19 protein-coding genes and 1 pseudogene are annotated in these 22,948 nt (G+C 65.1%); 9 read left to right on the forward strand and 11 right to left on the reverse strand.

Features of this window, described 5'->3' with window-relative positions:
- Window positions 1–871 (forward strand): response regulator (locus GJ695_RS27825; RefSeq protein WP_154370351.1); only part of this gene is annotated, 871 nt, incomplete at its 5' end.
- On the opposite strand, the gene GJ695_RS27830 is transcribed toward GJ695_RS27825, so the two are convergent.
- Window positions 847–2,007, reverse strand: a complete 1,161-nt coding sequence (locus GJ695_RS27830; protein WP_154370352.1) for a putative peptide maturation dehydrogenase — start codon at window positions 2,005–2,007, stop codon at window positions 847–849. The two genes, GJ695_RS27825 and GJ695_RS27830, sit on opposite strands and share 25 nt — an antisense overlap.
- 151 nt (window positions 2,008–2,158) lie before the next feature.
- Between GJ695_RS27830 and GJ695_RS27835 the strand changes: the two genes are divergently transcribed.
- The gene (locus GJ695_RS27835) at window positions 2,159–2,416 is read left to right on the forward strand and encodes an NHLP-related RiPP peptide (RefSeq protein ID WP_154370353.1); all 258 of its coding nucleotides are present in this window, start codon (window positions 2,159–2,161) and stop codon (window positions 2,414–2,416) included.
- Window positions 2,417–2,429: 13 nt separating this feature from the next.
- On the opposite strand, the gene GJ695_RS27840 is transcribed toward GJ695_RS27835, so the two are convergent.
- From GJ695_RS27840 to GJ695_RS27850, 3 genes are all read right to left on the reverse strand, one after another.
- Entirely contained in the window at window positions 2,430–4,580 is a 2,151-nt protein-coding gene (locus GJ695_RS27840) for a gluconolaconase (protein ID WP_166455262.1), read from the reverse strand.
- A gap of 179 nt (window positions 4,581–4,759) precedes the next feature.
- Entirely contained in the window at window positions 4,760–5,272 is a 513-nt protein-coding gene (locus GJ695_RS27845; protein ID WP_154370354.1) for a DUF3592 domain-containing protein, read from the reverse strand.
- A 184-nt stretch (window positions 5,273–5,456) separates the two neighbouring features.
- A complete protein-coding gene (locus GJ695_RS27850) occupies window positions 5,457–6,215 on the reverse strand; it encodes an SDR family NAD(P)-dependent oxidoreductase (protein ID WP_154370355.1) in 759 nt (252 codons plus the stop codon).
- A 107-nt stretch (window positions 6,216–6,322) separates the two neighbouring features.
- Here GJ695_RS27850 and GJ695_RS27855 point away from each other — a divergent pair, with 107 nt between their 5' ends.
- On the forward strand, window positions 6,323–7,219 hold the full coding sequence (locus tag GJ695_RS27855) for a LysR family transcriptional regulator (protein WP_154370356.1): 897 nt from the start codon (window positions 6,323–6,325) through the stop codon (window positions 7,217–7,219).
- A gap of 54 nt (window positions 7,220–7,273) precedes the next feature.
- Here the strand turns inward: GJ695_RS27855 and GJ695_RS27860 are convergent, their stop codons facing one another.
- Window positions 7,274–9,529 (reverse strand): carboxy terminal-processing peptidase, encoded by a 2,256-nt coding sequence (locus GJ695_RS27860; protein ID WP_154370357.1) that lies wholly within the window; start codon window positions 9,527–9,529, stop codon window positions 7,274–7,276.
- 405 nt (window positions 9,530–9,934) lie between these two features.
- On the opposite strand from GJ695_RS27860, the gene GJ695_RS27865 reads away from it, so the two are divergent.
- The 4 genes from GJ695_RS27865 to GJ695_RS27880 all read left to right on the forward strand — a co-directional run bounded on the left by GJ695_RS27865 (window position 9,935) and on the right by GJ695_RS27880 (window position 13,525).
- Entirely contained in the window at window positions 9,935–11,893 is a 1,959-nt protein-coding gene (locus GJ695_RS27865; RefSeq protein ID WP_154370358.1) for a methyl-accepting chemotaxis protein, read from the forward strand.
- A 146-nt stretch (window positions 11,894–12,039) separates the two neighbouring features.
- Window positions 12,040–12,414 carry a DUF2946 family protein gene (locus tag GJ695_RS27870; protein ID WP_154370359.1) on the forward strand — a complete coding sequence of 125 codons (375 nt, stop codon included), beginning with the start codon at window positions 12,040–12,042 and terminating at the stop codon, window positions 12,412–12,414.
- Window positions 12,415–12,485: 71 nt separating this feature from the next.
- The gene (locus GJ695_RS27875) at window positions 12,486–13,100 is read left to right on the forward strand and encodes an SCO family protein (protein ID WP_154370360.1); all 615 of its coding nucleotides are present in this window, start codon (window positions 12,486–12,488) and stop codon (window positions 13,098–13,100) included.
- Window positions 13,097–13,525 carry a copper chaperone PCu(A)C gene (locus tag GJ695_RS27880; RefSeq protein WP_154370361.1) on the forward strand — a complete coding sequence of 143 codons (429 nt, stop codon included), beginning with the start codon at window positions 13,097–13,099 and terminating at the stop codon, window positions 13,523–13,525. The genes GJ695_RS27875 and GJ695_RS27880 overlap by 4 nt, the downstream gene beginning before the upstream one ends.
- Here the strand turns inward: GJ695_RS27880 and GJ695_RS27885 are convergent.
- On the reverse strand, window positions 13,509–14,042 hold the full coding sequence (locus tag GJ695_RS27885) for a hypothetical protein (protein WP_154370362.1): 534 nt from the start codon (window positions 14,040–14,042) through the stop codon (window positions 13,509–13,511). The genes GJ695_RS27880 and GJ695_RS27885 overlap by 17 nt on opposite strands.
- A gap of 137 nt (window positions 14,043–14,179) precedes the next feature.
- On the opposite strand from GJ695_RS27885, the gene GJ695_RS27890 reads away from it, so the two are divergent.
- Window positions 14,180–14,803: a hydrolase gene (locus GJ695_RS27890; RefSeq protein WP_154370363.1), complete on the forward strand. Its 624-nt coding sequence runs from the start codon at window positions 14,180–14,182 to the stop codon at window positions 14,801–14,803.
- Window positions 14,804–14,928: 125 nt separating this feature from the next.
- Here the strand turns inward: GJ695_RS27890 and GJ695_RS27895 are convergent, their stop codons facing one another.
- Window positions 14,929–17,160: an NADP-dependent isocitrate dehydrogenase gene (locus GJ695_RS27895; RefSeq protein WP_154370364.1), complete on the reverse strand. Its 2,232-nt coding sequence runs from the start codon at window positions 17,158–17,160 to the stop codon at window positions 14,929–14,931.
- 259 nt (window positions 17,161–17,419) lie between these two features.
- Here GJ695_RS27895 and GJ695_RS27900 point away from each other — a divergent pair, with 259 nt between their 5' ends.
- Window positions 17,420–18,760: an MFS transporter gene (locus GJ695_RS27900; protein ID WP_154370365.1), complete on the forward strand. Its 1,341-nt coding sequence runs from the start codon at window positions 17,420–17,422 to the stop codon at window positions 18,758–18,760.
- A 49-nt stretch (window positions 18,761–18,809) separates the two neighbouring features.
- On the opposite strand, the gene GJ695_RS27905 is transcribed toward GJ695_RS27900, so the two are convergent.
- The 4 genes and pseudogenes from GJ695_RS27905 to GJ695_RS29735 all read right to left on the reverse strand — a co-directional run.
- A complete protein-coding gene (locus tag GJ695_RS27905; protein WP_154370366.1) occupies window positions 18,810–19,127 on the reverse strand; it encodes a hypothetical protein in 318 nt (105 codons plus the stop codon).
- A gap of 39 nt (window positions 19,128–19,166) precedes the next feature.
- Window positions 19,167–20,105 carry a hypothetical protein gene (locus GJ695_RS27910; protein WP_154370367.1) on the reverse strand — a complete coding sequence of 313 codons (939 nt, stop codon included), beginning with the start codon at window positions 20,103–20,105 and terminating at the stop codon, window positions 19,167–19,169.
- Window positions 20,098–22,770: a putative bifunctional diguanylate cyclase/phosphodiesterase gene (locus tag GJ695_RS27915; RefSeq protein ID WP_154370368.1), complete on the reverse strand. Its 2,673-nt coding sequence runs from the start codon at window positions 22,768–22,770 to the stop codon at window positions 20,098–20,100. The genes GJ695_RS27910 and GJ695_RS27915 overlap by 8 nt, the downstream gene beginning before the upstream one ends.
- Window positions 22,763–22,948: pseudogene (locus tag GJ695_RS29735) on the reverse strand (hypothetical protein); the annotation flags it as partial. The gene GJ695_RS27915 and the pseudogene GJ695_RS29735, both read right to left, overlap by 8 nt.

Genomic DNA, 22,948 nt, shown 5'->3' on the forward strand with positions numbered 1-22,948 from the left:
GGTGGGCCTCGGGCTGGCGGCCCCGGCAAGGCCGCCGGCGCCGGCGACGTCGGCCCTGTCGGAAGTGGCGCAGCGCATCGCCGGCGCGCGCGTGCTGGTGGTCGACGACAACGTCATCAACCAGCAGGTGGCGCGCGAGGTGCTGCTGCGCGCCGGCGTCCACGTCGACCTGGCCGGCAGCGGCGCCGAAGCCTTGCAGATGGTCGAGCTATCGCAGTACGACGCGGTGCTGATGGATATCCAGATGCCGGGCATGGACGGCTACGAAGCCACCGCCCGCATCCGCGCCCGGCCGCAGCACGCCCAGCTGCCGCTGATCGCCATGACGGCGCACGCCGTGGCCGGCTTCCGCGAAAGCAGCCTGGGCATGGGCATGAACGATTACGTCACCAAGCCGATCGATCCCGAGCGGCTGTTCACGGTGCTGGCCGGCCAGATGCGGCACGCGCCCGACCGCGCGGCCGCGCCGGCGGCGGAAGCGGTGGCGGCCGACGCCATCCCCGCCCTGCCCGGCATCGACATGGCGGCGGCGCTGGCCCGCCTGGGCGGCAACACCAAGCTGCTGCGCATACTGCTGGAGCGCTTCGTCAGCGACTTCGCGGCCACGCCGGCGCAGTTGCTGGCGGCCATGGATCAAGGCGACCTCGACCAGGCGGCGCTGCTGGTGCACAAGGTGCGCGGCGCGGCCGGCAATCTGTCGATGCCGGAACTGCACCGCGCGGCGGGGGAACTGGAACAGTTGCTGCGCACGCCGCAGCGGCGCCAGATGGAGGAGGCGCTGGCGGCCTTCGGCGCCGCCCTGGAGCGCGTGCTGGACGGCGTGCAGGCGCAGCACGCCGCCGGCGGTCAGGCGGCGCCGGTCTCGCCGTAGCGCAGTTCCAGCGTGACCGGCGCGCCGCCGGCGGCCGGGCCGCAGCCGCACATCGCCACCACCGCGTGGCGCAAATGATCGAGGCCCAGCGTCTGCTCGATGTCGGCGTCGTTGATGGCGGCGGTGATAAAGGCCGGCAAGCCCGCTTCCGTCGCCAGCAGGTAAAACGTCTGCGACAGGTGGCCGGCGTCCAGCGCCACGGCGCGGAAGGCTTTCTGGTGGTTGCGGTATTTCCAGAAGATGCGCTCCAACCGCGCCACCAGCACCACCTGCAACGGCGCTTCCGACAGCCAGTGCTGGTCCGCCAGCATGTAGCGCGACAGCTTGGCGACCGCCTCGCGCTCCATGGTTTGCAGCGGCCGCAGTTCGTGCCGGATCGGATGGTAGTGGTACAGCCCCGGCGCCACGCCGTCGACGCGCTGCGCCAGCACGAAGGCTTCCACCGGATGCAGGGCGCCGCCGGACGGGCTGGTCTTCTTCAGCACGTCGGCATGCGGGCCGATCTGGCGTACTTCCTGGGCGCCGAAGGTGCGCTGCAGCAGCCGCGCCGCCACCGCCAGCGGCACGCTGGCTTCGGTATCGTAGTTGCGGCCGGTATAGCGCTGCAGCAGCTGCTCGTCCATGCGGCCGGCGGCCACGCCCGGCAGTTTTACCGCCTGGTCCGGATTGATGTCGAGCGTCGGCGGCGGCGGTTCGCCGAAGCGCTCCAGCAGGGATGCGAAGCTGGGCGCCTCCATGCCGGTTTCCTCGGTGACGCCGCGCCAGCGGCCGAAGGTGTGCGCCAGCGCCGACAACGGCCGCCAGTAGGTGTCGCGCAGGGTGTCGTCGCGCGCGCGCTGGGCGGCGTACTGCGGCGTGTCGCCGATCAGCAGGCCGCGCTCCAGCAAGCGGGCGACGCAGACTTCGCCAAACGCCTGTTCGGCGCTGCTGCGCTCGCGCCACACCGTGTGGCTGATAGCGCCGAGCGCGGCCAGTTCGGCGGCGTCGATCGGCAGTTCCTGATCCAGGTGTGGCGCCAGAGCAACCCAATGACTGCTGCCGGCCAGCGCACCGCCGCCGGACAGCACGGTGCGCCAATCGATGGAAAGTTCTTCGCGGGATTCGAGGTACAACACGGCGCAGCGGCGTATCTTCATGATTGATAGTCTCCCAGGCAACGATACTATCAGTCTAGCGCACGGTTATCCTTCTGGCAATTAAAGTCTTGGCAAGCACGGCGGTTTGTCGTAGCATGAACTGGAAGTCACGTTCGTGGCTTCTCCCAATCCTTTTACATAAGGGCTCATCATGCATACTTCGAACGAACTCAGCTCCATCCTCGACAAACTGGCCAGCGATGACAAGTTCCGCGCGCAACTGCAAGCCAATCCGGTGGCCACCCTGGCCCGCTTCGGCATCACGCTGAGCGCCGACCAGGTGCCCGACCAAATCAGCCTGCCTTCCAAGGAAGAGCTGACGGAAGAACGCCACGAGTTGCAACGTGAGCTGGAAACCACCGGCATCATGTTCCCGTTCCTGCTGTCGGGCACCGCCGTCGCCGCCTGAGCAGTGTAATGCGCTAGTCGACCGTGACCGCCAGTTCGCGGTTGCGGTTGGCGGCGTTCCCGGCATAGTCTTCGGCGCTGATGCGCAGCAGATAATTGCCGGGCCCCAGTTCCCCCACCTTCCAGCCGCCCGGCGTCAGCTTGCCATTGATCAGCCTGTTGTTGATGGCGTAGGCAAAGCGCGTTTCGCTGGCGCCATGCACGGTGATGCCGCTGTTGGCGGCGTAAGCCAGCTTGACCGCGTCGCGGTTGCGCGGCAGACGGTCGTACTGCTGCGTGATGACCGGCTCGGTCATGCCCGGAATCAGCTCGCCGTCCTGGTTCAGCAACTGATAGCCCAGCTTGTACAAGCCGAGACGGCGCCGCCCCTGGTTGCCGTTGATCTGGTCGCTGGCCTCGACCACGATCTGCACCTGGCCCAGGCTGCGCGGGATCAGCAGCCGGCCGTCGCGCTTCTCGGTCAGCGTCTTGCCGCTGGCGTCCACCACGCTGATGCTGTGGATCTGCGGCGCCATGCTGTCCTCCAGGTCGATGAACGGCAGTTGCAGCGGATTCAGCGCGCCGCCGTTGGGCTTGTAATCGAGGTGGACATGGGCCATGCGGTTGACCGTGCCCAGCGTTTCACCGGCCACGAAGCGCGTGCCGCGCTTGACCCGCACCTGCGCCGCCACGCCCTTCTCGTTCCTCGACAGCAGGAAGCGCGGATCGCTGAACAGCTTGTCTTTGGCGTCGCGTCCCACGCGCAGGTGGATGTATTGCAGGCCGCCCAACGCCAGCCCTTCCGACAGCTCGCCATAGCCCCAGCTGGCGCGCGGATCGCTGATCTTGCCCGGCGTGATGGTCAGCACCGGCGTGCCGATCGCCGCCTGCACGTCCAGGCCGGAATGGAAGTGGTCGCGCTGCTCGCCGTTGAAGTCGCCGCGCACCTCGCCCATCAGTCCCACCACCTCGTGCGCCTTGTTCTGCGGCGCCACCGGCCACAGCATGGTGGCGCTGTGCGACGGCGCGCCCGGCTGCGGCTCGTCGGCCACCGCTTCGGTGTCGGCTGCCACCATGGCGATGTGGTGCAGGCGGAAGGTGGCGCCGTCGGTGACGAACAGCGCGCCGTCCTTGTAAACGGCGATGCCGCGCGGCGAATACAGGCGCACGCCGCCGTCCGCGCCGTAGCCCGGCTGGGCCGGATGATCGACGTCCTGCAAGGCCGCCACCGCACCCTGCGGGCTGATCTGCGCCAGGCGGCCGTGGGCGCTGCTGGCGATGTACAGGAAACCATCCCTGGTCAGCGCGATGCCCACCGGCGAACGCAGCAGCGAGTCGCGGTCGTCGTCCTTGGCGGCGGCGATGGTGCTGACGGCGCCGTCCCTGCCCAGCTTGCGCACCGCGTGGTTGCCGGTGTCGGCGATGAACAGCTCGCCGGCGGCGTTGACCGCGATGCCGGCCGGCGTATCGAACAGCGCCTGCGCGGCGGCGCCATCGGCCAGCCCTGCCCGCTTGCCGCCGGCAATCGTGGTGACGGTGCCGTCCGGCGCGATACGGCGGATGCGGTCGTTATAGGTGTCGGCCACATAGACCACGCCGGCGGCGTCCACCGCCACGCCGACCGGGCCGTTGAACTGGGCGCCCGCGCCCTTGCCGTCGCGGTCGCCCGCCAGGCCGTCGCCGGCCAGCGTCGAGACCGTGCCGTCCGGCCTGACCTTGCGGATCGCGTTGTTGCCGGTGTCGGCCACGTACAGGTTGCCGGCGGCGTCGATCGCCAGGCCCGATGGCGTATTGAAGGCGGCCACGCCGCCCGCGCCTTCCGCATACCCCTCGGTGCCGCCGGCAAGGGTGGTGCTGACGCCGTTCAGGTCGATCTTGCGGATGCTGTTGTTGTCGCCGCCGTCGGCCACGTACAGATTGCCCTGCTGGTCCAGCACCACGCCGAACGGATCGGCAAAGCGCGTGCGTTTGGCGCTGCCGTTGGCGCCGCCCGGCAAGCCGTCGCCGGCCATGGTGGTGACGCGCGCATGCCAGCCGGCCGGCGTGCCTTGTGCGGCGGCGCCCGGCGCGGCGGCGCTGTCGGCGTGCCGTGCCGGCTTCACCACCACATAGGCGACACCGCCGCCCACCGCCGCGCCCAGCAGCGTCAGTCCCGCCAGAAAGAGTTTGAATTGAGTTGGAGACACTTGCCCGAACCTAAACGTTGACTTGGAGAAAGCTTAACCGATCTGGCGCGCTGCGGCAAAAAAAAAGCCCGCTCAAGGAGCGGGCTGAAGTCTATTTCCTTGGAGGAGATAGAGGAGACAGGTGCAATGATGCTGCTTCGCGACATATAAATCCAATTTATCTTGGCAATAGCGAGCATTCACAATGTAGATAACTTGCGCAGCCGTCGCAATGCGCGCACGCCACCGCCGAATACGATGAGCACAATCGCGCTCATCCCATAGTCCAGCGGATCGAGGCCGATGATGAAGGCGGCGGCGGTTTCGGGCGCCCGCGGCTTGTAGCTGATCGTCATCAGCGCACCGGGCCGCAGACGTTGCAGGCGGCGCTCGGTGACCGCCTGTTCGCGGTGACAACCGGCGTCGCCGATGCGGGAGACGCCCATGGCGCTGCTTTGGTAGACTTGGCCGCCAACCTGGTACTGGTAGGACAATTTCAGACACCAGTCGCGCGCCCGGCCGGTGCGCTGGTACATGGAACTGCGCAACACCTCGGCCTGCGCCTCCGGCCAGTGCGGCGACGCCAGCTTGTCCCAGGCGCGCGCGAAGGTGAAATAGCCGGCCACCAGGGCCGTCAGCACCAAGCACCAGGCAAACGCCTGCTCCAGCGCCGGGTCCGGCGGCGTCTTCACAGCGCCCTGCGTTTGGCTCATGCGGTCGACCTTTTCCTTGAGTGGCCTTTATCTTAATCTTTTTCCAAAAAAAAAGCCCGCTCAGGGAGCGGGCTGAAGTCTATTTCCTTGGAGGAGAATAGAGGAGACAGGTGAATGATGCTGCATTGCCGCATATAGATCCAATTTATCTTTGCAATAGCAGAGATTCACCAATCGCATATCATTACAACATCATGCCGCCCGACGCCTCGATCCGTTGGCCGTTGACCCAGCCGCTCTCCTCGGACAACAGCATCGCCACCGCGCCGCCGATGTCGTCCGCCTCGCCGACGCGGCCCAGTGCCGTGTTGGCCGCCACCATGGCATTGACCTGCGGATTGTCGCGCACCACGCCGCCGCTGAAGTCGGTGGCGATCGCGCCCGGCGCCAGCGTGTTGACGCGGATGCCGCGCCCGCCCAGCTCCTTGGCCAGGTAGCGCGTCAGCACCTCGACGCCGCCCTTCATCACCGCATACGCCGACTTGCCGGGCAGCGAGAAGCGCGCCAGGCCGCTGGAGACGTTCAGGATGCGTCCGCCATCGGCCAGCAGCGGCAGCAGCGACTGGGTCAGGAAAAACACGCCCTTCAGGTGCACATTCATCAGCGCGTCAAACTGCTGCTCGGTGGTGTCGGCGAACGGCACGTCGGCGCTGTTGCCGGCGTTGTTGACCAGCGCATCGAAAGTCTGGCGGCCAAAATCGCGCTCCAGCAGCGCCGCAAAAGCGGCTTTGAAATCGGCGAAACCGGCGACGGCGCCGGCGTCCAGCTGCAACGCCGTGGCCTTGCGGCCCAGCGCCCGCACCTGCGCCACGGTGGCTTCGGCGGCGTCGGCACGGGCCTGATAAGTGATCACCACGTCCCAGCCGGCGCGCGCCAGATGCACGGCGGCGGCTTTGCCCAGGCCCCGGCTGCCGCCGGTAATCAATGCGATACGGTTACTCATGATTGGTTTCCTCTATGAATGCGGTCACCCTTGGACCGCGATGAATAGAGTGTAGACTCGGATAATCATCGGATAAACTGCCTGAACGCGACATCACTAATCCAAAAATGAAGACAATCCTCTCAACCGAAGACATGCGCATCTTTCTGTGGGTGGCGCGGCTGTCCAGCTTTACCCGCGCCGCCGACCAGTTGCAGCTGCCGCGCACCTCGATCTCGAACGCCATCCAGCGGCTGGAGGAACGCCTCGGTGCCCGCCTGCTCCAGCGCACCACGCGCCGCGTGCAGGTCACGCGCGAGGGCGAGGAATTGCTGGAGCGCTGCGAACGCCTGCTGGACGACCTCGACGAAATCGGCGCCCTGTTCCAGCAAGGCAGCCGGTTGAGCGGCCGCATCCGCGCCGACATGCCGCTCGGGATGGCCGACGTGGTGCTGCCGCGCCTGCCGGAATTCCTGCAGGCGCACCCGGCGCTGCAAGTCGACATCTTCAGCACCGACCGCCGCGTCGACCTGCTGGGCGAAGGCTTCGACGTGGTGGTGCGCGCCGGCCCGGTGGTGGATGAATCGCTGGTGTCGCGCACGCTGTTCGAGCTGCACCTGCTCAACGTCGCCAGCCCGGCCTACGTCGCGGCGCACGGCATGCCGACGCTGGACGAGCTGTCGCGGCACTGGCTGGTCAACTACCAGCCGAATCCGGCCAGCCAGCCGGCCGTGTTCGAGTACCGGGAAGCCGGCGCCACGGTGCAGCTGCCGATGCCCTACAGGGTCACCGTCAACAACAGCATGGCCTACACTGGCGCCTGCTGCGCCGGCCTTGGCATCGCGCAGATCCCCCGTTCCCGGGCGCTGGCCGAGATCGCCGCCGGCAAGCTGGTGGAAGTGCTGCCGCAGCACCTGGCCGCGCCGATGACGGTGCGGCTGCTGTTTCCGCACCGGCGCAACATCCCGCAGCGCGTGCGCGTGTTTGCCGACTGGCTGCGCGACATGGTGGCGGCGGCGGCATAAAAAAAGCCGAGGCCTGCGCGATGCAGGACTCGGCTCTGGTCCGGGCGAGCGGGATTACTTGCTGTCGGCCGCAGCGTAAGGCAGCACGCGCGACGCCATGCGGGTGTCGGTCTTCAGCAGGCCCACTTCGTCGGCCAGGATGTGGACCGCTTCGTTCAGCAGCACGTCCTTGGCCGCCTTGGCCTGTTTCTCCGCTTCCAGCTCAGCCGCCAGCGAACGCTCGGAACCTTGCAGGCCGTCGTCGCTGCGCAGCGCGCCTTTCACGCCCGCCACTTTCGGCGTCGGCGCGGCCTTGCCGCTGGCCGGCTTGGCCGAAATCGCCTTGTTCAGCGCGTCTTTCGGGTCCGGCACCAGGATCGGATCATCGGCACCCGGCGTCGGCGACAGCAGGCGTGCCTCGCGCAGCTTGGAGCGCGCTTCCTGCTGGTCGCGCTCCTTGCGGCGCACCACTTCGTTCAGCGAGATCGAGTTTTCCTTGCGCTGTTTTTTCACCAGGGCGATGTCTTCGGCCAGGTACTGGAAGTCCTTGTCCTTGTCCACCCGCGCCACGTGTTTTTTATCCAGCAGCGGCACGATTTCCTTGATGTCGCCGGCCGGAATATAGATGGCCGGCTTGATCTGGGTCCACGGCAAGGCGTTGTCGTAGCTCGACTCGCCGAAGGTGTCGGAGTCGCCCATGGTCGGCAGCTTGATGTCCGGCGTCACGCCGCGCAGCTGGGTGGTGCCGCCGTTGATGCGGAAGAACTGGGCGATGGTGAACTTCAGTTCGCCATAATGCACCTTGTCGTTCTGCGCAAAGCGGTCCAGGCCGAACAGGGTCTGCACCGTGCCTTTGCCGAAGCTCGGCTCGCCGATGATGACGCCACGACCGTAGTCCTGGATCGCCGCCGCGAAAATTTCCGACGCCGAGGCCGAGCCACGGTTGATCAGCACGCCCAGCGGACCATCCCAGGCCATGCCCGGATCGGTGTCGCTTTCGACCTCGACCTTGTTGTCGCTGTTGCGCTGCATGACCACCGGGCCCTTGTCGATGAACAGGCCGGTCAGTTCCACCGCCTCGGTCAGCGAGCCGCCGCCGTTGTTGCGCAGGTCGATCAGCACGTTGTCGACCTTGTCCTTCTTCAGCTCGCCCAGCAGGCGCTTGACGTCGCGGGTGGCGCTCTTGAAGTCCTTGTCGCCCTTGCGGCGCGCCTCGAAGTCCATGTAGAAGGTCGGCAGCGAGATCACGCCGACGCGGCGCTTGGTGTTGCCGTCCTTGACTTCATACACGGCCTTCTTGGCCGACTGCTCTTCCATGCTGATCTTCTGGCGCACCAGCGTGACGAAGGTGTGCTTGGCGTCCGGGCCGGCGTCGGCGGGAATGATTTCCAGCTTGACGGTCGAATCCTTCGGACCGCGGATCAGCGCCACCACGTCGTCCAGGCGCATGCCCATCACTTCGGTGATCGGCGTTTTTTCGTCCTTGGCGACGCCGACGATCTTGTCGCCGACCTTGATCTTGCCGGACAGGCCGGCCGGGCTGCCGGTCACCACTTCGCGCACCACGGTGTAGTCGTCGCGGCTTTGCAGCACGCAGCCGATGCCTTCCAGCGACAGGCGCATGGCGATGTCGAACGACTCGGCCGCGCGCGGGCCCAGGTAGTTGGTGTGCGGCTCGATCGACATGGCGTAGGCGTTCATGAAGATCTGGAACACGTCTTCATTGGTCAGCTTGCGCGACGGCGCCAGGTAGCCTTCATAGCGCTTGTCCAGCGTTTCGCGGATCGACTTGTCGTCCTTGCCGGCCAGCTTCAGGCGCAGCCATTCGTTCTTGACGCGCTTGCGCCACAGGTCCTTGATCTCGGCGTCGCTCTTGGCCCAGTCCGCCTTCTCGCGGTCGTACTGGTAGGTTTCGTCGGAGGTGAATTCGAATTTACCCTTGAGCAGCTCGCGCGCATAGGCGATGCGTTCGTTGAAGCGCTGCTGGTACTGGTTGAAGATGCCGAACGGGACGCTGAGGTTCTCGCCGGTGATGGCGTCATCCAGACGGGTGCGCACGATGGCGTACTGGTCGATGTCGGCCTGGGTGAAGAACATTTTTTCCGCGTCCAGCGACTTGAAATAACGGTCGAAGATCTTCTCCGACATGGCGTCATCCAGCGGCGCCGGCTTGTAATGCAGTTTGGTGAGGACCCGCGAAGCCCACAGGGCTGCCTGGGTCTGGCCAGGCTGCGGTTTGAGAGGGGTATCCGCCGTTTTCTCTGGCACGGCGGCGCCGGCCTGCACTGACAGGGCCGCAATCACGGCCACCAACAGCATTTGCTTCTTCATCGGCTTACTCCGGAACGTATTAATCAATTTTGATAGGCGCTGCGCGCCCCCATTCTACAGGATAGCGGAACCCACACGGGGCTGGTATTTCAGAGTTTCTCTGGTTAAGCTTAAGGGTAGCTGAAATGAAACAGGCTTCACCTGTTTTTACTAAGTAGATTCACTTACTTTTAGACAAGTTATTACACAAGTCATTGTTTTATAAATAGAAATCTTTCGAGACTCTCTTCGGTTTCATTGCTTTATAGCAAAAATCTGCTATCATTGTAATCCTGGTTTCATCTTAGACGGCCACGCCTGTTTGTTTGCCGCACGCAAACGCTCCCGCACCCCCGGAGCATGCTCGATTCCGAGCCACCTCGAACCGCAAGACCTTTTTCTCTAAAGAGATCAATGAAAACAATAATGAATCCCCGCGACTGGGGTGTCGGTACAAAGATTACCGTTTTTACGTTCGGCCTGATCAGTGTGATCCTGGCGATTCTGCTCACCCTGATCAACATGAGCACCTCCGCCATGCTGAAAGAGCGCGCCAAGGCCAACGTCGCATACAACCTCAGCGGCATCAGCAACACCGTCGAGGTATTCAACACCGCCATGATGAATGAGGCGTCCAGTTTCGCGCGGCTGTTTGCATCCGAGTTCGGCGACGGCGGCTTCTCGCTCGACACCGGCAACACGATCGAGATCGCCGGCAAGCCGACGCCCACGCTCAAGCACGGCGGCAAGGCGCTCAACCTCGACTTCAGCGTGCCGGACAAATTCACCAGCGACACCGGCGTCATCGCCACCATCTTTGCCGCCAATGGCGAGGAATTCGTGCGCGTGACCACCTCGCTGAAGAAGGAAAACGGCGAACGCGCGGTCGGCACCCAGCTCGACCACGCCCACCCGAGCTATCCGCTGCTGCGCGCCGGTAACAGCTACATCGGCCTGGCCACGCTGTTCGGCAAGCAGTTCATCACCCAGTACGATCCGGTCAAGGACGCCAGCGGCAAGGTCATCGGCGTGCTGTTCATCGGTCTCGACATCTCCAAAAACATGGCGATGCTGAAGGAGAAAATCAAGGCCATCACGATCGGTGAAACCGGCTACATCTACGTGATCAACGCCGCCCCCGGCAAGACCCAGGGCGCCGCACTGGTACACCCAAGCAAGGAAGGCGAGAACCTGCTGGACATCAAGAGCAGCGACGGCCGCTCCTTCGTGAAGGACATGCTGGACGCCAAGGAAGGCAGCATGACCTATGATTGGGTGGAAAAAGACGGCGCCCCGCCGCGCGAGAAAATGGTCGAGTTCCACACCTTCAAGCCATGGAACTGGCTGATCGTCGGCGGCACCTATACCGAGGAAATCACGCGCGAAGCGGCGCAGCTGCGCAACCGCTACGCCGTGCTGGGCCTGATCGCGCTGGTGCTGTTTGCCGTGCTGCTGTTCCTGCTGGTGCGCTCGGTGGTGTCGCGTCCGCTGGCGCGCGCCGAGGAAGCGGCCGAGCGTATCGCCGAAGGCGACCTGGACGTGCATCTGGCGATCGACAACAAGGACGAGATCGGCCTGGTGCTGCGCTCGCTGAACAATATCAGCCACAGCCTGTCCGGCGTGGTTGGCCAGGTGCGTCGCGGCGCCGAGCAGATCACCACCGCGTCGAGCGAGATCGCGCACGGCAACCTGGACCTGTCGCAGCGCACCGAGGAACAGGCCTCCAGCCTGGAAGAAACCGCGGCCTCGATGGAAGAACTGAGCAGCGCCGTCACGCAGAACGCCGAGAACGCCTCGCAAGCCAACCAGATGGCGCTGGCCGCCTCGGGCGTGGCCGCCAAGGGTGGCGAGGTGGTGGCGCAGGTGGTGGCAACCATGGGGTCGATCAATGATTCGTCGCGCAAGATTGTCGACATCATTTCGGTGATCGACGGCATCGCCTTCCAGACCAATATCCTGGCGCTGAACGCCGCGGTGGAAGCGGCGCGCGCCGGCGAACAGGGCCGCGGCTTCGCGGTCGTGGCGTCGGAGGTGCGCAACCTGGCGCAACGCTCGGCCACCGCCGCCAAGGAAATCAAGGTGCTGATCGACGACTCCGTCACCAAGGTGGAGACCGGCAGCAAACAGGTGGAACAGGCCGGCGCCACCATGAAGGAAGTGGTCGACAGCGTGCGCCGCGTGACCGACATCATGGCCGAGATCAGCCACGCCAGCGAAGAGCAGCGCGCCGGCATCAGCCAGGTGCACGAAGCGGTCACCCAGATGGACCAGGTGACGCAGCAGAACGCCGCGCTGGTGGAGGAAGCGGCCGCCGCCGCGCAAGCGCTGCAGGACCAGGCACATGAGCTGGAAGACGTGGTCAAAATCTTCAAGCTGGCACAATAACCCCGAACCAAGGGGTCTGACCCCATGCGGGGTCAGACCCCGGCCGCGGCGCTGTGCGGGTTGCGCGGGTGCCGCGCACACCAGGTCACAGGCCGCCCCGCCGCCCCTTGAAAACAGCGGCGGCTTTTTTCTTTTATAATTGCCGGATGCGTATTCTTTTCCAGCAGCGGCGTTTGACCAGCCTGATCGTCTCCCTGGCGATCCTGCTGAACCTGTGCGCGCCGGCGATCAGCCATGCGATGAGCGCGCTGTCGGCCACTCCGCTGGCCCTGGAGATCTGCAGCGCCACGCCCAACGCGACTGCCGGCAAGCGCGCGCCAGCCGGCCTGCCCGCGCACGGCGTCAAGCACTGCATGCTGTGCGCCGTGCACGCCACCGGCGCTGCGCCGCCGCCCGCTGAAGCCGGCCTGCTGGCCGTGCTGGAAGGCCACGACGCCTATCCCGCGCTGCGCGCCGCCGCAGCGCCGCAACACCTCATCTGGTCCGACGCGCAACCGCGCGGCCCGCCTGCCGCAGCCTGATCCCGTCCGCCGCACCGCCGCGCCCTGCCCGGCGCGCCGTGCCCCGCAACATCCGCTCTACAGGATTATCTATGCAACGCCGTCAATTCATTTCGTCGTTGGCCCTGCTGCCGCTTGCCGCCGGCAGCGCCCACGCCGCATCCGGCTTCACCGCCCTCGACATCACCGGCAGCGCCATCGGCCCGGACTACCAGCTGTTCTATGGCGATGGCAAGCCCGCCTCGCTGCGCGACTTCAAGGGCAAGGTGGTGATGCTGTTCTTCGGCTTCACCCAATGCCCGGACGTCTGCCCCACCGCGCTGGCGCGCTCGGTGGAAATCAAGCGTCTGCTGGGGCCGGATGGCGACAAGCTGCAAGTCGTCTTCGTCACCGTCGACCCGGAGCGCGACACCGCGCCGCTGCTGGCCGAGTACATGCACGCCTTCGATCCCACCTTTGTTGCCGTGCGCGGCAACCTGGAGCAGACCGCCAAGGCCGCCAAGGACTTCAAGATTTTTTACCGCAAGGTGCCCAGCGGCAGTTCCTACACCATGGACCACACCGCCCTCACCTACGTGTTCGACGCCAGCGGCAAGATCCGCCTGGCGATGAAGCACGCCGAAACCGCCCAGCAATGCGCCGACGACCTGCGCCTGCTGATGCATCCCAAGAAAGAAACTGGCTTCCTGAAAGGACTTTTCCAATGAAAAAACTACTCTCCCTGCTGTTGATGGCCGCCCTGCCGGCGCTGGCCCAGGTCACCGTCGGCGAACCATGGGTGCGCGCCACCGTGGCCGCGCAAAAAGCCACCGGCGCCTTCATGACGCTGACCTCGACCCAGGCCACCAGGCTGGTCGGCGTCAGCTCGCCGGTGGCCGGCGCGGTCGAAGTGCACGAAATGAAAATGATGGACGACATGATGAAGATGCGCCAGCTGCAAGCGCTGGACCTGCCGGCCGGCCAGGCGGTCAAGCTGGCGCCGGGCGGCTACCACCTGATGCTGCTGAACCTGAAGCAGCCGCTGAAGGAAGGCGACAAGGTGCCGCTGACGCTGGAAATCGAAGACGCCCAGAAGGTGCGCAGCAAGGTCGTCGTCGAAGCACCGGTCAAGCCGCTCAACGCAGCACACTGACCGCCCACCAGGCCAGTCCGGCAATCAGCAGATAAGGCCACGACCGCAGCGAGATTTTCCAGTCCGTGGTCGAGGGCCAGCATGCGAGGAATTGTGGCGCCACGGCAAACGCCAGCGCCACGTCCAGCCACTGGAAATGCAGGCCGCTGCGGGTGCGCCACCAGGCCACCATGAACGGCAGCACCACCACCGCGAACGGCGCCAGCGCCGACGGCGCCGCGTTGTACCAGCGCACCCGCGTCAAACGCACCGATCCCAATTCCCAGCCCTGCCCGATGCGGCGCGGTATCACCGTGAAGGCGGCCGGCCGCGCGCCCGTCACCAGGCCGGCGACGAAGTGCGCCAGCTCGTGGCAGATGGTGCCGGCCAGCGTGAACAGGAAAAAGAAGGGATGCCGCGCCGACAAGGCGCGGATCAGCAGCGCCAGCAACAGGGACGGCGCCAGATACATCAGGATGTCGCGATGGTCGCAGAACCACGAAGGCGCCAGCACGCTGCATTCAAACAGGCTGCTCATGCGGCATCCTCGCACGGCGCCGGAACGGCGTCAATTCTGCCCCCAATGAGGGAGGTATCGCCTGCCAGTTCAAGGGATTGCGCCTGGGCGCGGCGTGCCTACAATCTGCGATCCTCCCCTCATTGCGAGAACATATCATGCAAGATTTACTGACTCCCCAAAACGCCGCCCTGGTGCTGCTCGACCAGCAGGCCGGCCTGCAATTCGCCGTGCAATCGATGGAGCGCCAGACGCTGCTGAATAATTCGGTGGCGCTGCTGGAATCGGCGCTGGCGTTTTCGCTGCCGATGGTCGTCAGCACCTCGGCCAGCAAGGTGTACAGCGGCCCGCTGCTGCCGGACCTGCACGCGCTGATTCCCGACCATCCGGTGCTGGAACGGCGCAATATGAACGCCTGGGAAGACCCGGCGGTGAAGGCGGCGATCGAAGCGACCGGCCGCAAGAAACTGATTTTCTCCGGCATGCTGACGGAAGCGTGCATCAGCTTCGCGGTGCTCAGCGCGCTGGCGGAAGGCTATGAATGCTATGTGGCGGGAGATGCCTGCGGCGGCCTGACGCTGGTGGGTCATGACCTGGCCTTGCAACGCATGGCGGGCAAAGGTGCGCAGCTGACCAGCTGGGTGCAGGTGCTGCTGGAGTTGCAGCGCGACTGGACCCGTCATGACACCTATGACGCGGCGCGCGCGGTGATCGAGAAGAATGGCGGCGGCTACGGGGTGGGACTGCGCTACGCCAGGCAGATGCTGCCGCCGCTCTCTTAATAAGCACCCCAAAACGAAAGGGTCTGACCCCGTACGGGGTCAGACCCTGGCCGCAGCGGTGTGCGGGTTTCGCGGGTGCCGCATACTGTTACTGCTGGTACGCGGCTCCGCCTGGCTTTTAACCCTTATACCGCATCCAGCGCGGCATTGAAGGTCGCGCTAGGACGCATCACTGCTTCGGTCTTGACCGGATCCGGCTGGTAGTAACCGCCGATGTCCATGGCCTTGCCCTGCACGCTGTTCAGCTCTTCCACGATCTTGGTTTCGTTTTCCGACAGCGTTTTAGCCAGCGGCGCGAACTTGGCGGCCAGCTCCGCGTCTTCGGTCTGCGAAGCCAGCGCCTGCGCCCAGTACAGCGACAGGTAGAAGTGGCTGCCACGGTTGTCCAGCTCGCCGGTACGGCTCGATGGCGATTTGCTGTTGTCCAGCAGCTTGCCGGTCGCTTCGTCCAGGGTCTTGGCCAGCAGCTTGGCTTTACTGTTGCCGAACTTGATGCCCAGCTCTTCCAGCGACACCGCCAGCGCCAGGAACTCGCCCAGCGAATCCCAACGCAGGTGGTTTTCTTCCACCAGCTGCTTGACGTGCTTGGGAGCCGAACCGCCGGCGCCGGTCTCGTACATGCCGCCGCCCGCCATCAGCGGAACGATCGACAGCATCTTGGCCGAGGTGCCCAGTTCCAGGATCGGGAACAGGTCGGTCAGGTAGTCGCGCAGGATGTTGCCGGTCACCGAGATGGTGTCCAGGCCGCGCGACACGCGCTCCAGGGTGTAACGCATGGCGCGCACTTGCGACATGATCGAGATTTCCAGGCCCTTGGTGTCGTGCTCTTTCAGGTAGACCTGTACTTTCTTGATGACTTCGTTTTCGTGCGGACGGTATGGGTCCAGCCAGAACACGGCCGGCATGCCGGAGTTGCGGGCGCGGGTCACGGCCAGTTTCACCCAGTCGCGGATCGGTGCGTCCTTGACCTGGCACATGCGCCAGATGTCGCCGGCTTCCACGGTCTGGGTCAGCAGCACTTCGCCGGTGGCCAGGTCGGTGATGTTGGCGATGCCACCTTCGGCGACTTCAAAGGTCTTGTCGTGCGAGCCGTATTCTTCGGCTTGCTGCGCCATCAGGCCGACGTTCGGCACGGTGCCCATGGTGGTCGGGTCGAAGTTGCCGTGCCATTTGCAGAAGTTGATCATCTCCTGGTAGATACGGGCAAAGGTCGACTCCGGCATCACGGCCTTGACGTCGGCGGTGCGGCCATCGGCGCCCCACATTTTGCCGCCGATGCGGATCATCGCCGGCATCGATGCGTCGACGATCACGTCGTTCGGCGAGTGGAAGTTGGTGATGCCCTTGGCCGAATCGACCATGGCCAGCTTCGGACGGTGTTCCAGGCAGGCGTGCAGGTCTTTCAGGATCTCGTCCTTCTGCGACGCCGGCAGCTTTTCGATTTTCTCGTACAGGTTGGCCATGCCGTTGTTGACGTTCACGCCCAGCTCGTCGAACAGCTTGGCGTGTTTTTCAAACGCGTCCTTGTAGAAGATGCGCACGCAGTGACCGAACACGATCGGGTGCGACACCTTCATCATGGTGGCCTTGACGTGCAGCGAGAACATCACGCCGGTTTTGTAGGCGTCGTCGATTTCTTTCTCGTAGAAGTCCAGCAGCGCTTTCTTGCTCATGAACATGCTGTCGATGATCTCGCCGGCCTGCAGCGACACCTTCGGTTTCAGCACGATGGTCTTGCCGGTGCTGGTGATCAGCTCCATCTTGACGTCACGGGCCTTGTCCAGGGTCATGGACTTTTCACCGTGGTAGAAGTCGCCATTGTGCATGTGCGACACGTGAGTGCGCGATGCCTGGCTCCATTCGCCCATCGAGTGCGGGTGCTTGCGGGCGTATTCCTTGACAGCTTTTGGCGCGCGGCGATCGGAATTGCCTTCGCGCAGCACAGGATTCACGGCCGAACCGGTGCACTTGCTGTAGCGGGTGCGCAGGGCTTTTTCTTCGTCGGTCTTCGGATCGTCCGGATAGTCCGGCAGCTTGTAGCCCTTGCCTTGCAGTTCGCGGATGGCCGCTTGCAGCTGGGCCACCGAGGCGCTGATATTAGGCAGCTTGATGATATTGGCTTCCGGATTCTGGGTCAGTGCGCCCAGTTCGGCCAGCGTGTTCGGTACTTTTTGCTCGTCGGTCAGGAACTCAGGGAACTCAGCCAACACGCGCGCCGCGACGGAGATGTCGCTCGGCACGACGTCGATGCTCGCCGGTGCAGTGAACTTCTTAATAATAGGCAGCAGGGAATAGGTTGCCAGCAGTGGCGCTTCGTCAGTCAGCGTGTAGATGATTTTTGAATTTTGTGTTGCCATTTTCATTCCCTCGTAATCAATCGGTGCTTTGGAGTTACTTCCGCCCGTTATTCTAAACCCTTGTAACAAGATTTGTGCAAACGATGCCACGGTATTCATCAGCTCTCTTGTCATCATACAACCGTGGCGCGCACCGCCGTGGTGCGTGTGTATAGAAATCAACAAGTTAAACGTTTACTAGCAAGGTGCGAGCAGATATGCAGTTGTATGATGTCCGATATCTGAGCTATGATCGTCGCACCAAAAGTAAGGAGACCGCATGACCACGCAACAACCCCAAGCCACCCGAGTACGGTGGATGATCCTCGCCATCCTGTTTGCCATCACCACGATTAACTATGCCGACCGCGCCACCATCGCGATCGCCGGCCCCGAGCTCAAAAAGCTGCTGGGCCTCTCCCCTGTACAGATGGGCTTCGTGTTTTCCGCGTTTGCCTGGTCCTACGTGCTGGCGCAATTGCCGGGCGGCTGGCTGCTGGACCGTTTCGGTTCCAAGATCACTTACTTCTTCAGCATCTTCCTGTGGTCGGTGTTCACCATGCTGATGGGCACGGTCGGCTTCCTGTCCGGCGCTGCGGCGGTGACCACGCTGTTCATCCTGCGCCTGCTGATCGGCGCGGCCGAAGCGCCGTCCTTCCCGGGCAACTCGCGCATCGCCTCGGCCTGGTTCCCGACCGCCGAGCGCGGCACGGCGGCGGCCATCTTCAACTCGGCGCAGTATTTCGCCACCGTGCTGTTCGCCCCGATCATGGGCTGGCTGGTGCATACCTTCGGCTGGGAAAGCGTGTTCTTCGTCATGGGCGGCCTGGGCGTGATCATGGCCTTCATCTGGCTCAAGACCATCTACGGCCCGAAAGACCACCCGAAAGCCAATGCCGCCGAGATCGCCTATATTGAGGCGGGCGGCGCGCTGGTGGACCTGGAAAGCAAGGACAAGGTCGCCGCCACCACCAAGCTCGACACCTGGGCCTGCATCAAGCAGCTGCTGGGCAACCGCATGCTGCTGGGCGTGTACATCGGCCAGTATTGCATCAACACCCTGACCTACTTCTTCCTGACCTGGTTCCCGGTGTACCTGGTGACCGAGCGTCACATGACCATCCTGAAGGCCGGCTTCGTGGCCGCGCTGCCGGCGGTGGCCGGTTTCCTCGGCGGCGTGCTGGGCGGCGTGATCTCGGATCGCCTGATCAAGTCGGGCAAGACCCTGTCGGTGGCGCGCAAGACGCCGATCGTCTGCGGCATGCTGCTGTCGATGTCCATGATCATCTGCAACTACGTCGAGGCGGACTGGGTGGTCATCATGGTGATGTCGCTGGCCTTCTTCGGCAAGGGCATCGGCGCGCTGGGCTGGGCGGTGGTGGCGGATACCTCGCCGAAAGAAGCGGGCGGCATGAGCGGCGCGCTGTTCAACACCTTCGGCAACACGGCCGGCATCACCACCCCGATCGTCATCGGCTACATCCTGGAAGCGACCGGCTCGTTCGCCGGCGCGCTGGTGTTCGTCGGCGCCAATGCGCTGGTGACGGTGCTGTGCTACCTGCTCATGGTCGGCGAAATCAAGCGTTTTGAATTCAAGACGCCGGTGATGCGCGCCATCTAACTGTCCTTGCCGTGTCGGCGATGCCCCTCGGGACATCGCCGATCTCGCCTCAAATCCCCTTGATCTTGACGACCACGCTCACCAGCACGTCCGCCCTGTTCTCGACCACAAACACATTCCACCAGCTACCCTTGCTGCTGACGATCTGGCTGTGCCAGACAATGCTGGCGCCATCGGCCGCCATCGGGCTGTGCATGATCGGGTCGAACTGCACCCCATATACCAGGAACTTGTCGAGCGCGGCCACCGCGCGGTAGTCGCTCGCGCCCGGACTCAGCGAGATCTGCGTGTGGATGTAATCTTGCCCATCAGCAAAAGCGACGACTTTTGCCTCGTCGATGGTGTCGACCTTGAATTCAGTGCCCATGTGCATCTCCCCGTGTCGGTCAAAATATAAATATAACAATTACGGACGGGGGACGCCGTTCTGTTCAAAAGCACCCTGGGTGACAGCGCGAACGCTGATTTCATGTGAAAAGCCGTGCTGCCGGAGAATCTCCACCAGCTCCGCCGGCGCGCCGCCGAGGCGCAGGTTTTCGGCGATCCAGCCCTGCCAGTCGGGCGTCATGTCCACCGATTCCTCGGCCAGCGTGACGCCGGCGATGATTTTCGCCAGCAAGGCGTTGATGCGCCTGGTGTCGATCAGATGCTGCACCACCGGATGGCCGGAATACGGGAACGGGTACAGCGTGCAGTTGCCCAGCGCCGCCAGGCGGTGGGCGTGCATGGCGTCGAGGTTGACGGCTTCGGTGCTGTCCGGCTGGTCCGGCCGCGTGCCGAACAGGATGTGCATGTCCGGCAGCGCGCCGGCCTTGCGGCGGCCCAGCGCCTGCAGATCGTCGTAGCCGGACGGCGGCGGACTGGTCGCCAGGTCGCGCATCACCGACAGCCAGCGCCGTTCGTGGTACAGCAGGGCCTGCGCCGGATCGAGGAAAGACAGTGGGCCGAAGGCGACCACCTGCTGCACCTCCAGCAGCATGCCGTACATCAGCGCCGCATACGCGCCCATCGACTGGCCGATGGTGACCACCCGGCTGGGGCGGATCTCGCGGATCAGCGCGCGCAGGCCCTCGGCCGTTTCATCGGGATGCGCGCCGAGGCCGCCGATCTTGCGGTGATACCAGCTGTTGCCGGAGTCGCGCACCAGGATCTTGTTGAGGTGCCGCCCGCTGTGCTGCTCCAGCTTTTTCAGCCGCCCGTAGAAGTCGAAATCCGGCCGCTTGTCCCAGGCCACGAAACCGAACGCGATCACCAGCAGTTCGCCGGGCACCACGCGGTCGACCAGCACATCCTCGGTGCTGGTCCTGACGTGGCGGTTGTCGAGTGCGGGAAGATCGTTAAGCATGCACTGAAGCGTACCCTACCATGCTGTCAGCGTCCAGTATCGGCGCCGGCCGGCCGAACAGATACCCCTGGAAGGCGGTGCAGCCGATCGCCTCCAGCGCGGTCCACTGCTCCCGCGTTTCCACCCCTTCCGCCACCACCGCCAGGTCCAGGCTGTAGGCCAGGTTGACGATGGCGCGCACGATGCTGGCGGCGTGGCGCGAATGCAGCATGTCCTGCACGAAGGAGCGGTCGATCTTCAGCTGGTCGATCGGCAGCAGCTTCAGGTAGCGCAGCGAGGAATAGCCGGTGCCGAAGTCGTCCAGCGCGAAGCCGACGCCGTGCGCCCGCAGGGCCGCCATTTTGCCGATCACGTCGTCCATGTCGGTGAGCAGCATGCTCTCGGTCAGTTCCAGCTTCAGCAGGCGCGGGTCGGCGCCGGTGCGCTGCAAGACCATCAGCACCTGGTCGATGAAGCCCGGCTGGCGGAACTGCCGCGCGCTGACATTCACCGCCATGGTCAGGTGCGCGGTGGGCGCCGAGGCGGCCCAGTGCACCAACTGCAGGCAGGCCGCCTCCAGCACCCATTCGCCAAGCTCCAGGATCAGCTCCGACTTCTCGGCCTGCGGAATGAACTCGGCCGGACCGATCTCGCCGCGCTGCGGATGGGTCCAGCGCAGCAGCGCCTCCACGCCGGTGACCCGCGCCGAGCGGTCGACCACCGGCTGGTAGCTCAGGTAAAGCTGCTGGCGGATCAGGGCCAGCCGCAAATCGGCTTCCAGCGCCGCCGACGCGTCCAGCGCCTGCTGCATGCGCGGATCGAAGAAGCGCCAGGTGGCGCGGCCGTCGGCCTTGGCTTCGTACATGGCCATGTCGGCGTGGCGCAACAGGTCGCCGATCGCATGCGGGCCGGCGCCGAACAGCACCACGCCGATGCTGGGCGTGGTGCGCACGTCGTGCCCGTCGAGCACATAGGCGCTGCTCAACGCCTCCAGCACCTTCGACGCCACCGCCGCCGCGCCCGCCGTGGCGGCGCCCTCGTCGTCGCCGAGGTCTTCCAGCAGGATGACGAATTCATCGCCGCCCAGGCGCGCCACCGTGTCGCTCGAGCGCGTGACCTGCTGCAGCCGTTGCGCCACCATTTGCAGCAGGTAGTCGCCCATGTCGTGCCCCATCGTGTCGTTCAGGGACTTGAAGTTGTCGAGGTCGATGAACAGCACCGCGCCATGGTTGGCCGTGCGCGCCGACTTGGCGATGGCGTGGTGCAGACGGTCCATCAGCAGGCGGCGGTTCGGCAGCTGGGTCAGGCCGTCGTAGAACGCCAGGTGGGTGATCCTGGCTTCCGCCTCCTTGCGCTGGCTGATGTCCATGCGCGTGCCCAGCATGCGCAGCGGCGCGCCATCCGCCGCCCGCTCGACGATCGTGCCGCGGCTTTGCAGCCAGACCCAGTGGCCGCCGCGGTGGCGGATGCGGTATTCGATATCGTAGCGCTGGCTGTTGCCGGCCAGGTGTTCCGCCAGGGCGATGTCGAGCCCCGGCAAATCCTCGGGGTGGATCTGCCGGCGCCAGTCGTTCAGTGCGGCCTTGTCGTCGCTGGTGTAGCCCAGCATCTCAGCGCCGCGCACGTCCACGCTGCGGAAGTCGGCGCGCATGTCCCATTCCCACAGGCCGAGGCTGGCGCCGTCCAGCGCCGCCTCGACTTTTTGCGCGGACGCGCTCTGCGCGTCGGCCCAGGCGCGCGCCGCATCCTCGTGGACGCGGCGGCGGCGCTGCAACACCGCCATGCTGACGCCGGCGGTCGCGGCAAACAGCAGCCAGGCCAGGCCGCAGGTCCACGCCAGCCGATGCCAGCCGGCGTCGATGACCGCCTGGCTGCGGCCCAGGCTGACCACCAGCGAGCGGTCCAGCCGCAGCCCCGCCAGCCGCATCGAGCGCTGCACCACCAGCCGCTGCTCGCCGGCGCCGGTGGTGCCGGCCAGCACGCTCTCGGCCAGGCGGCTGCCGAGGTGGCGGCGCACGAAGGTGTCGGCAATCGCCGCTTCGCGCCGCATCGCCACCGGATCGGCCGGCACGTACAGCATGCGGCGGCCGCCGTTCTCGGTGATGGCGCTGTTCATGTCGGGCGCGTACAGCGCCGAGCGCATGACGGCGTCCAGGTAGGCCGGATTCAGCACCGCGCTCACGGCGCCGCCGCCGGGCACCGCCATGGTCAGCTTGAGATTGAACACGCCGGGCGTGATTTCATACGGCAGCGACATGTACAGCGTATCCGCGTCGCTGGCGGTGAGCGGCGGCGCCGGATAGCTGCCGGCCGGCGGCGCCGTCGTCAGCACCGGCGCGCCCGCGCGGTCCACCACTTCCAGGGCGCGCACGCCGGGCACGGCCCGTTCCAGCGATTGCAGCAGGATGCGCCGGCAGCCGTCGTCGCAGGCGCTGTCGGCCGCCAGCGTATGCCGTGCGCTGTTGAGGGCGCTGCGCACGCCTTCCAGCTGGTGCGTCAGGTTTTCATCGATGATCAGGGTCTGCAGGCGCATGCGCTCGACGTTGGAAGCGATCAGCAGCTGGCGCTCGTTCCAGACGAAGTAGCCCATCATCACGCCGGTCAGCACCAGCAGCGCGCCGAACATCGTCCATTCGGCCCGGGCCGTGCGAAACACCTGCTGCTTGCGGTCTTGACGCTCAAACATGATCGCTCCTCTGCGCTTGTATGTTCATGATGCGGTTGCCCGCTTCGATACCCCGCTGCACCAGCCCTTGCCCGGCCGGCAGCTGCGACTGCTCCCAGCGCCGCAGCGCGGCGTCGATGCCGCCGCCCTCGTCGCGCAGCAGCTCGGCCAGCACGCGCGCGTTGGCCGCCGCCTTGGC

Source organism: Duganella alba (genome assembly GCF_009674495.1).
GTDB classification, from domain to species: Bacteria; Pseudomonadota; Gammaproteobacteria; order Burkholderiales; family Burkholderiaceae_D; genus Rugamonas; species Rugamonas alba.

Bases quoted from the DNA above. Each gene is read 5' to 3' on its own strand.
- GJ695_RS27830 (WP_154370352.1), bottom strand. From the start codon at position 2,007: ATGAAGATACGCCGCTGCGCCGTGTTGTACCTCGAATCCCGCGAAGAA.
- GJ695_RS27835 (WP_154370353.1), top strand. From the start codon at position 2,159: ATGCATACTTCGAACGAACTCAGCTCCATCCTCGACAAACTGGCCAGC.
- GJ695_RS27845 (WP_154370354.1), bottom strand. From the start codon at position 5,272: ATGAGCCAAACGCAGGGCGCTGTGAAGACGCCGCCGGACCCGGCGCTG.
- GJ695_RS27850 (WP_154370355.1), bottom strand. From the start codon at position 6,215: ATGAGTAACCGTATCGCATTGATTACCGGCGGCAGCCGGGGCCTGGGC.
- GJ695_RS27855 (WP_154370356.1), top strand. From the start codon at position 6,323: ATGAAGACAATCCTCTCAACCGAAGACATGCGCATCTTTCTGTGGGTG.
- GJ695_RS27860 (WP_154370357.1), bottom strand. From the start codon at position 9,529: ATGAAGAAGCAAATGCTGTTGGTGGCCGTGATTGCGGCCCTGTCAGTG.
- GJ695_RS27865 (WP_154370358.1), top strand. From the start codon at position 9,935: ATGAATCCCCGCGACTGGGGTGTCGGTACAAAGATTACCGTTTTTACG.
- GJ695_RS27870 (WP_154370359.1), top strand. From the start codon at position 12,040: ATGCGTATTCTTTTCCAGCAGCGGCGTTTGACCAGCCTGATCGTCTCC.
- GJ695_RS27875 (WP_154370360.1), top strand. From the start codon at position 12,486: ATGCAACGCCGTCAATTCATTTCGTCGTTGGCCCTGCTGCCGCTTGCC.
- GJ695_RS27880 (WP_154370361.1), top strand. From the start codon at position 13,097: ATGAAAAAACTACTCTCCCTGCTGTTGATGGCCGCCCTGCCGGCGCTG.
- GJ695_RS27885 (WP_154370362.1), bottom strand. From the start codon at position 14,042: ATGAGCAGCCTGTTTGAATGCAGCGTGCTGGCGCCTTCGTGGTTCTGC.
- GJ695_RS27890 (WP_154370363.1), top strand. From the start codon at position 14,180: ATGCAAGATTTACTGACTCCCCAAAACGCCGCCCTGGTGCTGCTCGAC.
- GJ695_RS27895 (WP_154370364.1), bottom strand. From the start codon at position 17,160: ATGGCAACACAAAATTCAAAAATCATCTACACGCTGACTGACGAAGCG.
- GJ695_RS27900 (WP_154370365.1), top strand. From the start codon at position 17,420: ATGACCACGCAACAACCCCAAGCCACCCGAGTACGGTGGATGATCCTC.
- GJ695_RS27905 (WP_154370366.1), bottom strand. From the start codon at position 19,127: ATGGGCACTGAATTCAAGGTCGACACCATCGACGAGGCAAAAGTCGTC.
- GJ695_RS27910 (WP_154370367.1), bottom strand. From the start codon at position 20,105: ATGCTTAACGATCTTCCCGCACTCGACAACCGCCACGTCAGGACCAGC.
- GJ695_RS27915 (WP_154370368.1), bottom strand. From the start codon at position 22,770: ATGTTTGAGCGTCAAGACCGCAAGCAGCAGGTGTTTCGCACGGCCCGG.